Here is a 14,471-nt window from a genome sequence, read left to right on the forward strand (position 1 = left end):
CGGGAAAACATGATGTTTTCCCGCTTTGTTTTGTCAGTCAATACTTCTGGCTATATTAGCTATTTTCACATGACATAAAACGACGTGTATCTGGTAACTCACCATGTTCTCTAAATTTAGCTGGTGTAGTGTTGAAGTGTTTTTTAAAGATACGAGTAAATGTTGCTTGGGAACTAAAGCCATACATCAAAGCAATATCTAAAATGGACATGTCTTTTTCTTGTAAAGACTTTGCTGCTTCCAATAAGCGACGTTTACGTACATATTCGCCTAATGTGCAACCTTTAAAATCTTTAAAATTACGTTGCAAATGCCACTTCGAGTAGCCACTTTTATTTGCAATCGTATCAATCTTTATACCCTCATTACGTTGTAACTGAGTTTCTAACCATTTCAGAATATCATTAACGACATTTTCAGCCATAAAAACCTCCCACAATAGGTGGGGACATAGTGCCCAATTAAATAGAATAGTAACGTATGTTATTTGTAATCTATTTTAAGCATAGAGGAAATAATAGGTAGGCAAAAAGTGCTTTTTATGATTGATAATCATTATCAAAGCAATAGGAGTAAGTAATAAACAATGATTGATAGATAGTCTATCAAAAAGAAAGTGATAAGTTTTATAAAATTGGCGCATTTTATTTTATTGAATTTACTCTATTATTTAGCAATCGCTAAAATTTGTTATAGATGTTGTTTTGCAGACTGTTATATTTTTTGATAAAAAATCAATTAAATCATTGATGAAGATGTATTTCAAATCCAATTTTATTGGTTGAAATCGTTTTTTTAATGATTAATATTTCTAATTAAAATAAGTATTGGTACTTGGTTGTTTAAAGTGCTTTTATCAATATATAAAGGCTAACATAAATCTGTCAAAATACGGTTATTGCATAGGGGGAATTGTAGGCAGGAGCAGAAGATAAAAGCAGATATACTAAATAAGCTCACTCGCAGACAACGGGAGACACTCTGCGAGTGAGACGAAAGATTTTTTATAATAAAAAATGCTCTCTTACAATTTCACGACCAATTTCAATTGATGCTGTTGCGGCAGGAGAAGGGGCATTACATACATGTAATGAACGTTTGCCTTTAACAAAGTGAAAATCATCAACTAATTTTCCTTCGCGAGTTAAAGCTTGGGCGCGTACACCTGCCGGACCTGGGTGAATATCTGCTTCACGTAGAGCAGGAATAAGCTTTTGTGCATTTTGGGCAAACAGCTTACGTGAATAGGAACGACGTAATTCGGCCATCCCTTCACCTAAATAATTTCCGGCTATTTTCCAAAATCCTTTATAGGTTAGTACTTCAGTGAGATCTTTTAAGTCAATATCACTTTTCTTGTAGCCTTCACGTTTAAAGGCTAATACGGCATTAGGGCCTACGTCACGATGCCCGTTATACATACGTGTAAAATGGACACCTAAAAATGGGAAATCAGGATTCGGCACGGGATAAATAAGATGATTAACTAAATAATTTTTATTTGAGTTGAGCATAAAATATTCGCCACGAAAGGGAACTATCTTCATGCCGGTATCGTAGCCCGCCATTTTTGCTACCCGATCACTAAATAATCCAGCACAATTAATCAGCCACTTTGCGGTAAATTGTGTTGTGGACGTGGTGACTGTTACCGTTTCGTCTGTTTCATTAATCGCATTTACTGCTTGGTTAAAGGCAAATACTCCACCTCGAGCTTGAATGATTTCAACGTGTTTGGCGGCAATTTCCGGATAATTGACAATACCGGCATCAGGAACAAGCAAAGCAGCAATACCATTAACATAAGGCTCCCTGGCTTTTAGCTCGCTCTCGGTCATTTTAATCACTTCAAGGCCATTTTGTATTCCACGTTGATAGATATTTTCTAATGCTGGTAGCTCTTTTTCATCAGTTGCCACAATCACTTTGCCACAACGATCGTAATAGAGATGATGCTGTTTACAAAAATTGTAAGTCGTGATGTTACCTTGCTTAGCGAGTCTTGCCTTTAGGCTTCCTGGTGTATAGTAAATCCCCGAATGAACAACATTGCTGTTATGGCCACTTTGATGAACGGCGGGGCCAGACTCCTTATCAATCACCAGTACTTTAAGCTCAGGTTGGCTTTCTTGTAATGCACTGGCAACCCCTAATCCTACTAATCCTGCACCGATGATAATTACGTCATAAGTCATAATACTACCCATATAATCCAGTATAAGAGTTAATTTTTTTCTTGTTGTAAACGCTTTAACTTTCCACGTACATTGGCTAAATGAAGACGCATTTTGTGGCTAGTTTCATCACTATCTTGTTGTCTTATTGCTTCAACAATAGCTTCATGCTCTGCAATAACACGCTCAGTTTCGGCAATACGTCCTTTATTTTGACTTAAGGAATACATCAATACGCCAAGATAAAGCTCATGTAAGTTATCGAGGATGCGCACGAAAAAAGGATTATGTGAAGCAACCATAATGGCACGATGAAATTGATAGTCTTCTTGATGACCAATGTTGTTGTTTTTCTGCGTGGCTAAGATAAAGGCCTGATGTGCTTGCTCTATCGTCAGCAATTCTTCTGGTGTTCGGCGTAAAGCGGCAATGGCTGCCGCTTCATGTTCAATGACCTCACGCATTTCAAGCAGTGATTCAATTTCTTGAGGACAAGCAATTTCCATCACAATAGGTTCGTATTTACTCAAGATAGAGTGGTCAATAACGCGTCTACCGCCTCCTTGGCGTGACGTAATAATGCCACTCGCTTCTAATACCCCTAATGCTTCTCTGATGGGAACTCTGCTAACGCCAAAGGCGTCAGCGAGTACATTTTCAGACGGTAGCTTTTCACCAATAGGATAGGTCCCGTCATAAATATTTTGCTTAATTTGATCAAGAATTTGTTGCGACGCTTTTTGGCGTGAGATCTTTTTTATCATCTAGTTTTCTCCAGATACTTGCCCTACATTGACCAACTGTTTTTTAGAGCGCAACAGATGGAAAGCGCCAGTAAGTAAGATCAACGCCATACCTAATAAATCGGTATATAGTCCGGGCTTAATCATTAAAATAGCGGCCGCTGCAAAGGCGATACGTTCAAACCATGTTGTTTTGATTATCCAAAAATTCGCAGTGGCAATACTTAGTGCATAAATTCCCACTAATGCACTAATGACCATTAACCCGATAGAGATAACACTTAAATTATCACCTTGCATCAGTAATGCAGGGTTATAAACCAAAATAAAAGGAATAATAAAACCAGGGAGTGCTAAACGTACCGCATCCCATGAAGTTTGCATCGGATCGGCTCTCGCAATACTTGCTGCCGTATAGCTTGCTAGGGCGACCGGAGGAGTAATATTGGATAACGCGCCAAACCAGAATACAAAGAAATGAGCCGCTAAAGGCATCACACCGGCTTTAATTAAAATAGGTGACACTGTAACGGCAACCACGATATATAGAGCAGTTGATGGTAAGCCCATACTTAATACAATACAGACTAACATCACAACCAGTAAGATCATCCATAATGTATTGTCAGTCATAGAGACAATATTAAATGCTAAGGTCGCACCGATACCGGTCATGGTAACAACACAAATAATCACACCAATGGCAGCACAAGCGATAGTCACTTGTACCGAGCCACGAGCCGCTTCTGCTAAAGCATCAGCCACTTTAGTTAATGTCATTCGTACCGTTTTATCAGGTGTTAGCCAGCTGGCAACAATAATGGTTAAGATACCAAGAAAACCCGCATAAATAGGAGTTTTACCCATTAATAACGTGCCAATTACAATAATTAAAGGTAATAGTAATAAACCGCGTGCTTTTAATACCGCTTTAACTTGTGGAATATTCTCTTTGCTAAGTCCTTTTAAACCTTGTTTTTTCGCTTCAATATCAATTGCCATGATCAAGGCCGCGTAATAGAGCAACGCAGGAATAATCGCGGCAATAACAATCGTGGTATAAGAAATTCCCAAAAAGCCCGCCATAATAAAAGCAGCCGCACCCATAATCGGTGGCATGATCATTCCACCCGTAGATGCAGTAGCTTCAACGGCACCCGCAAAACGTGATGTTAAGCCAATATTTTTCATTAATGGAATGGTAAAGGTTCCCGTAGTGGCTACGTTGGCGACCGCGCTACCACTTAATGAACCTGTTAATGCTGATGAAATGACGGCAACTTGAGCAGGTCCCCCACGGCGACGTCCGGCCATAGCTAGCGCTAAATCATTAAATAGTGCTGTGGCACCACTAACACTTAAAAACGAACCGAATAAAATAAATACCACGATAGCGGTAGAGGCAGTAGAGAGTGTAATACCAAAAATACCTTCACTGGTCATAAATAAACGATATAACAGTCTCTCTACAGAAAATCCTGCATGACCAAAAATACCCATAAAGTATTGGCCAAATAGGGCATAGATAATAGCGAATGTGGCTAGGCTAGGAATAAAATAGCCCGTTGTTCTTCTTGCTGCTTCAAAAAGAACAATAATGCCAAGAATTGCCATCGCATAATCCATTGTGTTGGGAATACTTTTTCTTACCACATGGAGATCAACATAGTTAAAGAAAAAATAGCCATAGCTGATTAATGTTAAAGCGATAAAAAGATAATCCCAGCCATTAAATTTTGCGGTAGAAAATCGTTTAGAGAATGGAAATAAAATAAAACCAAGGATCAAAATACCACTAAGAAAAATAGTATTACGATAAAACTCTTGGGTGTTGGATAAGGCATTAGAGTAAATAGCATACAACGAAATGAATATCGCCAGCGTGGTGGTGATTTTTAAATAGATACCGGTAAGGTGACGAGTGCCTGAGCTAGCTTCTTTATCTAATGCTGGTGGCTCTACCGGAGTTAGGTGGTCATTATTAGTCATAACTCACTCCTGTTATTTATTATTAGTTTGCGTTTGAGCTTCAGGTGGAATTAAATAGTCAGGGATATCTAATCCAATTTCTTTGTAATAACGATAAGCTCCAAGGTGTAATGGCACAGAAACACCTTTTAACGCATTTTCGGTGGTGATGTATTTTGCAGCACTATGTACTTGATGAACTTCTGGTAAGTTTTCAAACATGGTTTTAGTCAATTCATAAACTAACTGGTCATCAATACTTGTGGTTGTCATTAAGATATTAGGTTGTGCAATGGTGTTTACTTTTTCTGCTTGGCGAGGGTAGGTATTTGCTGGTATTTCAAAGCGAAACCAAGAGTTAGCAATATGATTAATATCATCAAGTTGCTTATCAGTCACTTCAAGTAATTTGGCATTAACACCACTGGCATACATATCGGTAACCGCAGAGGCGGGAACACCCGCAGGTAATGCTCCCCCATCAAGGCGTCCATCACGCATTGCTGAAACGGTATCTCCATAACCAAGATATTCAGGAGTGATCTCTTTTTTAGTTAAATTCACACCTTTAAGAATGATAATGGTCGATTGTTCAGTGCCACTGGCTTGTGGCCCGACAGAGAAGCTGGTGGCACGAATATCATCCAATGTTCCTGTTTTTACTTTGTCATTCATTAAGACAAAGTGCTCTACATTTGGCCAAAGCATTGATATAGAACGTAGATTTTTTTCTGGTTTGCCTTCAAAATTACGTACACCTTCGTAAGCTTCCACAGCTAATAGACTTTGTAGAATAGAAAGCTGAGCTTCGTTTTGTTGCATTAAATAGATATTTTCAATTGAGCCAGCAGAGGACTGCCCTGTGACTTGTATTCCTCTATCCTTGAGGTGGGTGCTCCAAACATTGGCTAAACCGACTCCCATCGGGTAATAAGTTCCTCCTGTTGAGGCCGTTGCTACAGAGAGAAATTGCTTATTGGCATTCTCTTTTTTGCCGATCATTGCTAGTGATACAACAGCAATAACAGCAACAATACCGATGGCAAGCTTTGTTTTTCTTATTCTCATGATGTTGTTCCTGTACATAAAAACGCAGGTGAATATTTCACATCAACTTGTATACAACATGACAACTTTTATAGGTAAAGGAAGGTTACGAAATTGTGAACTGGGTTGATTAATTTGATACGTGAATGTAACAAATTGTGATCATGATGGTAATTATGTAAATTATATCCATAATCAAGGGGTTTTTATCAAGAAGACAGAGAAAATATCGATAACTTGGGGTATTTGAAAAATAATTCACTAAAAAATAAATTAATAATAGATTTTCTAAAATAAATAACTATTTACATTAAAGGAATAAATAAGAGCAGAGAGGGGCGAGAAAACAATAATTAACGGGTATGGCTAACAAATAAATATCAAAATTAGTCAATTAAAGATAATAAATAATTAAAAATTATTATTTTATAATGAGATGGAGATTACGCCATTGGCTATTAAAATAAATACTCCTGACCACACTAAGGCTGAAACAGCACTTGTTAGATAAATACCATAAATGGGGAGTTTTAATAAACCTGCGCTAAAAGGCGTAAGGTAGCGAAACACAGCTAAAAAGCGTGAAATAAAAAGAATAAAGAATGCTTTATTTTTTAACAGTTGTTGTATACGTAAGATCTTTGTTTGATAGCGGGTAACCCATTTATTTAAGCGAGGGAAATAATAAATGGAACGTCCTAACTGATAACTCGCTATAGATCCTAATAAGGCACCTAAACTAGTTGCTAACCAAAGTAAAATAGGCGAATGGAAGGGCAAGCAAACCCCAAATATTAAGATCAGCATTAACGATGCGGGAGGTAAAAAGGATGAAATACCAATAGTAGATTTTCCCGCAGTGAGTAGGGTAATAGTAAAAAATAAAGCGATAGGAGAAACATGACTTAATGTGTCAAGCATTGAATGGAGTATCTCCATTTTATTCTCCTTTGATAATATTTTGCCCCTTTAGTATAGAGTGCATCTTTATACCAGACTGTCCGTTAGCCTAGCAAAATTTAATGGTCAGAAAAAGTAAGTCAAGAGCTTGTAAATAAAATGCCCCTCCATTTTAATGACTAATCCGTTAACTGGAGGGGCTTATTACTAAATAATTAAATTATAATTAATGTGCTTCATTAATTTATCGTTATCACGATAATCAACAGGAATGGCTAACACAGCAGGACCATCAACAGCTATCGCTTTACGTAAGGTTTCACGAAGTTGAGATGCGCACTCAACAGAAAATCCTTTAGCACCAAAAGATTCTGCATAGCGTTTAAAATCAATGGGACCAAATTTTACGCCAGAAGGACGGCCATATTTTACTTCTTCTTGCATCTCCACCATATTATAAGCATTATCAACCCAGATAATATGCAATATATTGGTATTAAGACGAACTGCGGTTTCTAGCTCCATTGAAGATTGCATAAATCCCCCATCACCAGAAACAGAGATAATTTTATCGCAAGGACGTACAAAAGAAGCGCCTATTCCCCAAGGTAATGCAACTCCCATGGTTTGTTGGCCATTAGAAATTAGCATTTGTCTCGCTCTAAAACTATAAAGGTAACGTGCAAGCCAAATATGAAAACTCCCCATATCAATACAAAGAGTGACATCGTTATCAATGATATCTTGCATTTCATGTATGATAGTTAAAGGATGAATAGGTGTGCCTTGTCTAAAATAACTATTTTGTTGCAAAATTTCCCTTTGCTGACGTATTTTCTCTAGTATTCCTTGGCTCTGATTAGACAATTGTAATTTTGAATTAGGCTGGTGAGTTAATTGTTGCGTTAACTTATCCAGTGTTAATTTAATATTGCCTGTTAATTCTAAGGCAGGGCAGTAAGCTAAATCGATTTCAGCTTGGATCTCATCAATATGGATAATATTGGCATTATGACTGTTCCATAAGGAAGGTTCATACTCAATCGGGCTATAACCTAAAGTGATAACTAAATCAGCGTGTGCCAGTAATTCATCCCCTGGCTGATTATTAAATAAGCCAATTCGTCCGGCAAAGAGTGGAAAATGGCGATGAGCAATAGCCCCGGCAGATTGATAAGTACCTACAATAGGAACAGGAAAAATATCAAGAAAATTCTGTAAGGCAAGAGCATTTTCCGGATCGCTGGCTTGAAGCCCTATTAATATCACAGGGTTTTTCGCTTGTAATAATAAGCTGATCGCTTCTTGAATTGCACTATCACTCGCGGCACCTAAATTAGGTTTGGATTTAGGTGTTAATAACGGGCTATCTACCTCATTATTGAGTATATCCATTGGAAAGGTTAAAAAAGCCGAGCCGGGACGACCTGACTCCGCATGACGAAAAGCATTGGCTAACGTCTCTGAAATTGATTGTGAAGAATCAACTTCAGCGCAAAACTTAGTGATTGGGTTAAACATTGTTACTGTGTCCATACTTTGATGAACCAGTTTAAGTCTATCCGTAGATTTAACTGAGCCTCCTAAGGCAACTAGAGGATCACCTTCTGATGTAGCTGTCGCAATGCCCGTTGCTAGATTAGAACAACCGGGACCAGAAGTGGCTATCGCCACACCCGCTTTACCGGTTAAACGTCCTACCGCACCCGCCATAAAAGCTGCATTGGCTTCGTGACGCACAACAATAGTTTTAATTGTTGAATCAACCAAAGAATCAAAAACACGGTCAATTTTGGCTCCGGGGATCCCAAAAACTTGTTTAACACCATGTTGTTCTAATTGCTTAACCACCAAGTCAGCACCGCAATTCCAATGATGAGAGTTCATAAAACCTTCTTTAAGTTTGCAAGTGAATGAATAAAAACAGAATGACCTTTAGGAATGATTACTTTCAGTTTTCGGCTTGTTCTATTGCCTGATGAAGGTCATCGGGCATTAAATTAGCTTCTAAGAATGTTGATTGATGAGGTAAGTCAATAGTAAAACGAGAGATAACACCGATTTGTAGGGTGCCTTTTTTTAATTGATAATCAAGTACATGGCCACCACCTTCACGTTGGTGATTAATATAATGCTCATGAAATCCAGCAACATTAAGGCCTTGAATAAATTGCGGGGAACGAAAGCCGGCAATAATACCCATTTCATCGTGAAAGGTAAAAATAGGCTGATTTTCAATGGCTTCTAGCATGGGCACATAAGGAGGCTCTTGACGTGGCACTGTACGTGTTTTAACTAATTCAAATTCGCCTTCAATTTTGATGGCACAAAATAGATTATCGGAAGGAACATATTGGTTAATAATATTGTGAACCTGTTGTTGGGAGACAGGAGCCGAAAACTGATGTGTAATATCAGGTTTAAAGAATGTCATTACAGCAAAAGGCGAGCCTTGATCTGGACGGGCTTCTCGCGCACTGCCATCTGAACGTAATTGAAAAACGTTACTATCAAAGGCGACCAATTCGCCATCAAGATGATTAAAAGTACCTAAACCAAAATCACCATGCTTTAATAAATCAGCAATAGTAACATCACTATCATAAACACCAGCAATAAGACTACTCATTAAAGAATTTTGGTAGATAGTACATTCTGGATGTTTATTAATATAATGATTTAAAGAAGTTATTATTTCTTGGGTGCAGTTGCAGGAACTATGAGTATTTTTATGGTTATGGGTGATATCACTATTATCTCGCTCGATATGGTTAAAGCTAGTTTTCATAATGAAGCAGATCCTTATTTATTTAGATAGACATTCATCAACTATCAATTTCATTATTAGCCCTATAGGTAAGATTTTCAAATGTTTTAATTGATATCAAAAAAGATGTGATAATCATAGAGAGTGAGATTAAAGCTATTTTATTGTTTTTTATAAATTTAATTTTACGTGTAACTTTATTAAAAAAAAATTAAAAAAATATCAATGTTATTGATGAGGTTGCTTTGTTTGTTTCTATTGGAAACTATAAATTAATGTAATTATTTTGAGCGATTATGAGTAATCACAAGGAAATTAAAGAAGAATTTAAAGAAAATGGATATTAATAGTTTTTTATTTTCATTGTGATTTATTAGAAATATATTTTTAGTTATAAATAATAAAATTAATTTTCTTAAAATTTAAAAAAAGATTAATTTTAATAATTATTATTTAGGAGGAAGTTAGAGTTATCAAGAAGGATAAAAGTGTTACAAAATGTAACTTTTAATTCCAGGTAAACAGAAATGTATCTATATATGTAAGATTGCTGTTGTTATTATGTAAGTTGTTAATTTTCATTTGTCATTATATATCAACAGATTATGTTGATTTTTTTACATTTATGATCGGTATCTCCGATCGATGGTCTGATTATGATAGGTTTTATCTATCACATTTCACTTAATTGATCGATTAAAACGTTTTTACTAAGTCTAATTATGACAATATAGTAATAAAAATTTTAGTTAAGTAGAGGGTAAAGTAAGAAAAAGGAATGCTTTCACAAATGAAAAAAGATGATAATAATAGCGTTAGTATGTCGGATTTTTTTAATAAAAAAACAGGGTTGTTTATAAAGTATAAAAGGAAAGAGTTAGGTTTAACAGGACAGGATTTAGCGATCATATTGAATGTTAGTCAGCAACAAATTTCTCGATATGAAAATGGAACTACAAATATTACTGTTACCTTACTTAATAAAATACTGATGATATTGGACTCATCATGGAGTGAGTTTTTAACATTTAATGAATTAACTGATAGGTATTAATTCTGATTTAATTGTTGTTAATTAATATTTAATATATGGGGAAGTTTAAATGAAAAAATTATTATTACCTTTAGTCATGAGCAGTGCATTATTTAGTGGATATACATTAGCTAATACCGGTGAAGTTCAATTTATTGGTGCGGTTACGTCGGAAACGTGTGATATTGATACAGAAATTGGTGGTTTAGTTAAATCAACAATCGATTTGGGTAAAATGACCACTGCAGATACCAATGGTAAATATGTTGAATTTGAATTAGTCCCTCGTACGGATGAATGCCTGAAAAAAACCAGTGGCCAAGTTGGTTGGCAAAGTGCAGGTTTTACTAATTCAGGTCTTGCTAATATGAAAGGTACTGCCGGTGGTGTATCTATTCAATTAACAGCGATTAATTCAACCACACCTAATCAGGATGTAACTTATAATAACCAAAGTGTTGATTTTGGTAATGGTAATGATCCAATTGGTAATATGAAATTTAAAGCAAGAATGACAGCAACGGCAGGTCAAACTGTTACAGAGGGTACTGTAATTTCAAGCGCAACTTATGCAGTAGCTTATAAATAATGTTTCATTATTTAATTTTATAATGTCTATTATCAATGTAGTTACTTTTATTTAATTATTCTAATAATAGTTATTATTATGCTCTATTTAGGGTGCTTTTAATCTATTCTATTTTTGTGAATATAAATAAAGTTTAATATAAGCATTATGACTGGAATAAAGGGTCATTGATCCTTTATTTCATTTGAAAATATTAATGGATAATATCAATGCGTTTAAAATCAATTAATGCTTTTGTGTTATCCTTGTTAGTAAGTCCATTTTATGTTTGCGCAGATTTAAATATGGACTTCTTACATGGAGGAGTTCAACTGCAAGCTGCTGGTGTATTTGATGAAAATACCAATTATCCTGCTGGGCATTATATTGTTGAGGTTATTTTCAATCGAAAATTAATTAGTAAAAAAGAATTAATTATCTCACCAGAAGATAATGAAAATTTATGTTTAAAAAAAGATTGGATTAATGAGTTATCGCTTCCAATAAAATTAAATTTATTTGAATTATATTATCATCCTGAGCGCGATTGTTATGATATTAGCCGTTATCCTGGGGCTCAGGTTATTTTTGATAATTCGAAGCAAACTTTAACATTTAGTATTCCTCAAATTGTATTAGATGAATCTCTGCGCCGGCAGGAATGGGATTATGGGATAACAGGTATTAAATTAAACTATTCGGGCTATATTTCTAAAACCAGTTCTTCACAAGCACAAATTTATGGTGATTTTGATTTATATGCTAATTTAGGTCGTTGGGTCGCTTATGTTCGTAGTAGTTACCAAAGGAACTCGGGTACAGAAACATCGGAGGCAACAGTTTCCACAGCAATTAAATCAATACAAGGAAGTTTTACCGTAGGTAAAACAATAACCTCTTTATCAATATTACCTAACTTTGCTTTTTATGGAATGTCACTGCGCTCGGAAAGGGATATGCGCCCATGGGAAAAACGAGGTTATGCACCGGTTATTTCTGGTGTTGCAAACTCTAATGCTAAAATTACTATATCTCAAAATGGATATGTATTAAGTTCACAAGTTGTTCCCGCAGGGGCTTATCAATTAAAAAATATAGCACCAGTAAGTAATGGAAATATAACAGTGACAGTAGAAGAAAGTGATGGGACAAAAACAGTTCGCTATTATCCTGTTGCCACACTTTCTTCCTTATTACGCACAGATGAAATAAATTACAACATTGCTATCGGAGAAAAAGAAACAGTAGGTAAAAGAGAAAATAGTTTATTTTTTCTAGGTGCATTTGACTACGGATTAACTAATGTTACGGTTCATGCTGCGGGAATTTTGCATAATAATTATAAAAGTGCAGCATTAGGAATGAGTAAAGATTTTGGACGATTTGGTGCAATGTCATTTATTGCTAATACTGCTGTAAGTGTATTTCAAAAACAGACACCAACAGCATCCGAAGTTAGGCAGTCTGGTATCAGCTATTCGTTACAATATGCAAATTCATTGACTGATAATACTAATTTACAGCTACTCGCATATCGCTATACTGGTAAAGATTATGTTGATTTTAATGAATTTAATTCAAATGCTTTATATCATCGCAGTAATCGTAAAGAGCGTTATGAAACGATATTGTCCCAAAGTTTTGATGGTAGCTTTGTTAGCTTATCTGCTTGGATGCAAACATATAGAAATAGTATTAGTAATGAAGTTGGCGCAAATATTACTTACAATACAACAATTAAATCTGTCGATTTCTCATTATCAGCGGATTATCAAAAATTAAACGATTATGAGCATGATAATTATATTATTTCTGTTGGAATAAATATTCCCTTTAGCTTATATGATAAAAATCATTTTTGGGCAAATTCTGTTAGCTACGATAGGAAAAATAAAGCTAGTTTTAATTCTGGTGTTTCTGGAAGTATTAATGAAAAAATAAACTATAGTATCAATACAAGTAAAGATCGTGATAACTGGTCTAATTCTGCTTATTTTGGTATTGATCATAGTATTATTAATACGGGATATGCGATTTCTCAGAATGGCCATCAAACTACCAGTTCTATTAATGCTTCAGGAAGTTTATTAGCCACCCCAGATACAGGATTATTATTCAGTAATGTCAGAAGAGATACTGTCGCAATTGCAAAAATTAAAAATATAGAGGGTATAACATTCAATGATTCACCGCCAACTGACAAAGAAGGAAACACTATTGTTGGGGTATCACCATACATTGAAAATAATTTAAAAATAAATACAGAAGAAATTCCGAATAATGTTGAATTACTTGATTCTGTTCAAAATTTTACTCCAGCAGATAAAGCTATTATTTATCGCGAGTTTAAATATTCAACAATTCAAAGGTATATATTAAGAATAAAAAATAAAAATGGTGATTTTATTTCTGCTGGAAGTGCTGTTAGAAATAAAAACGATGAATATATAGGGTTTGTTTCAAATTCTGGGGTTCTTTTATTAAATTTATTAGATAAGCCTAATAAGCTATTCGTTATATCACCTAATGGTGAAAAATGTACTTTAAATTTGGAGAAAGTAGAATCTAATGATCATAAAATTATGGAAATTGAATGTAATGAATAGAATAGTATTTGTTTTTGCTTTAATCATATCGTCATTAACCTGTTTTAAAGCATATTCAGCGTTTACGCTTAATGGTACTCGCTTTATTTATGATGAAGGTCGCAAGAATATCGCGATAGAAGTTAAGAATAATAGTGATAAAACCTATGGTGGCCAAGTTTGGATTGATAATCTTAATGGGAATGAAGTGTTCTTTATTCCTGCACCTAATTTATTCAAAATAACTGGAGGAGAAAAACAATTAATCCGCTTGCTATATGTAAATGATATTTTACCTAAAGATAGGGAATCATTGTTTTGGCTCAATATTCAGGAAATCCCGCCAATTTCTTCTGCCGATGACAGTAATGTGCTTGCTGTTGCATTAAACACACAAGTTAAACTGATTTATCGCCCTAAGATTTTAGCTGAAAAACGCGAGGATGCAGAAAAACGTCTGACATATAGTGGTTCAGTTTTAAAGAATCCTACACCTTACTATTTTGCATTAACTCAAGTGTCAGTCAATAATAATCCTTTGGTCTTGTCAAAAGACATTGAGCAATCTATTAGTTTATTTCCACCTTTCAGTGAGGTAAATGTGCAGCGCCCATTGTTAGGTAAAGTAACCGTTGAAGCTATTGATGATTATGGTGCTAGACGTGTTATTGAGCTTAATTAAGGAA

At 35.3% G+C, this 14,471-nt stretch carries 12 protein-coding genes; 4 read left to right on the top strand and 8 right to left on the bottom strand.

Annotated features, from left to right (window positions below):
- Positions 1–55: 55 nt before the first annotated feature.
- From HMPREF3129_RS01810 to budA, 8 genes are all read right to left on the bottom strand, one after another.
- On the bottom strand, positions 56–424 hold the full coding sequence (locus tag HMPREF3129_RS01810) for a helix-turn-helix domain-containing protein (protein WP_070486669.1): 369 nt from the start codon (positions 422–424) through the stop codon (positions 56–58).
- A 580-nt stretch (positions 425–1,004) separates the two neighbouring features.
- Entirely contained in the window at positions 1,005–2,207 is a 1,203-nt protein-coding gene (gene lhgO, locus HMPREF3129_RS01815) for an L-2-hydroxyglutarate oxidase (protein ID WP_004242630.1), read from the bottom strand.
- 17 nt (positions 2,208–2,224) lie between these two features.
- A complete protein-coding gene (locus tag HMPREF3129_RS01820) occupies positions 2,225–2,938 on the bottom strand; it encodes a FadR/GntR family transcriptional regulator (protein WP_004242631.1) in 714 nt (237 codons plus the stop codon).
- On the bottom strand, positions 2,939–4,906 hold the full coding sequence (locus tag HMPREF3129_RS01825; protein ID WP_004242632.1) for a TRAP transporter permease: 1,968 nt from the start codon (positions 4,904–4,906) through the stop codon (positions 2,939–2,941).
- 12 nt (positions 4,907–4,918) lie between these two features.
- Positions 4,919–5,953 (bottom strand): TAXI family TRAP transporter solute-binding subunit, encoded by a 1,035-nt coding sequence (locus tag HMPREF3129_RS01830; RefSeq protein ID WP_004242633.1) that lies wholly within the window; start codon positions 5,951–5,953, stop codon positions 4,919–4,921.
- A 405-nt stretch (positions 5,954–6,358) separates the two neighbouring features.
- A complete protein-coding gene (locus HMPREF3129_RS01835) occupies positions 6,359–6,871 on the bottom strand; it encodes a DedA family protein (protein WP_004242635.1) in 513 nt (170 codons plus the stop codon).
- 168 nt (positions 6,872–7,039) lie between these two features.
- Positions 7,040–8,719, bottom strand: coding sequence for an acetolactate synthase AlsS (gene alsS / locus HMPREF3129_RS01840; protein ID WP_012367840.1), 1,680 nt, complete (start codon positions 8,717–8,719; stop codon positions 7,040–7,042).
- A gap of 64 nt (positions 8,720–8,783) precedes the next feature.
- Positions 8,784–9,620 (bottom strand): acetolactate decarboxylase, encoded by an 837-nt coding sequence (gene budA, locus HMPREF3129_RS01845; RefSeq protein ID WP_036908053.1) that lies wholly within the window; start codon positions 9,618–9,620, stop codon positions 8,784–8,786.
- 769 nt (positions 9,621–10,389) lie between these two features.
- Between budA and HMPREF3129_RS01850 the strand changes: the two genes are divergently transcribed.
- The 4 genes from HMPREF3129_RS01850 to HMPREF3129_RS01865 all read left to right on the top strand — a co-directional run bounded on the left by HMPREF3129_RS01850 (position 10,390) and on the right by HMPREF3129_RS01865 (position 14,467).
- Positions 10,390–10,653, top strand: coding sequence for a helix-turn-helix domain-containing protein (locus HMPREF3129_RS01850; protein WP_004247955.1), 264 nt, complete (start codon positions 10,390–10,392; stop codon positions 10,651–10,653).
- A gap of 49 nt (positions 10,654–10,702) precedes the next feature.
- Entirely contained in the window at positions 10,703–11,221 is a 519-nt protein-coding gene (locus HMPREF3129_RS01855; RefSeq protein ID WP_004247956.1) for a fimbrial protein, read from the top strand.
- Positions 11,222–11,430: 209 nt separating this feature from the next.
- Positions 11,431–13,806: a PefC/AfrB family outer membrane usher protein gene (gene pefC, locus HMPREF3129_RS01860; protein WP_036918230.1), complete on the top strand. Its 2,376-nt coding sequence runs from the start codon at positions 11,431–11,433 to the stop codon at positions 13,804–13,806.
- Positions 13,799–14,467 carry a fimbrial chaperone gene (locus tag HMPREF3129_RS01865; RefSeq protein ID WP_036918232.1) on the top strand — a complete coding sequence of 223 codons (669 nt, stop codon included), beginning with the start codon at positions 13,799–13,801 and terminating at the stop codon, positions 14,465–14,467. Before pefC ends, HMPREF3129_RS01865 begins: the two co-directional genes overlap by 8 nt.
- Positions 14,468–14,471: the final 4 nt, after the last annotated feature.

The sequence above is a fragment of the Proteus sp. HMSC14B05 genome, assembly GCF_001808035.1.
Taxonomy (GTDB): Bacteria; Pseudomonadota; Gammaproteobacteria; order Enterobacterales; family Enterobacteriaceae; genus Proteus; species Proteus mirabilis.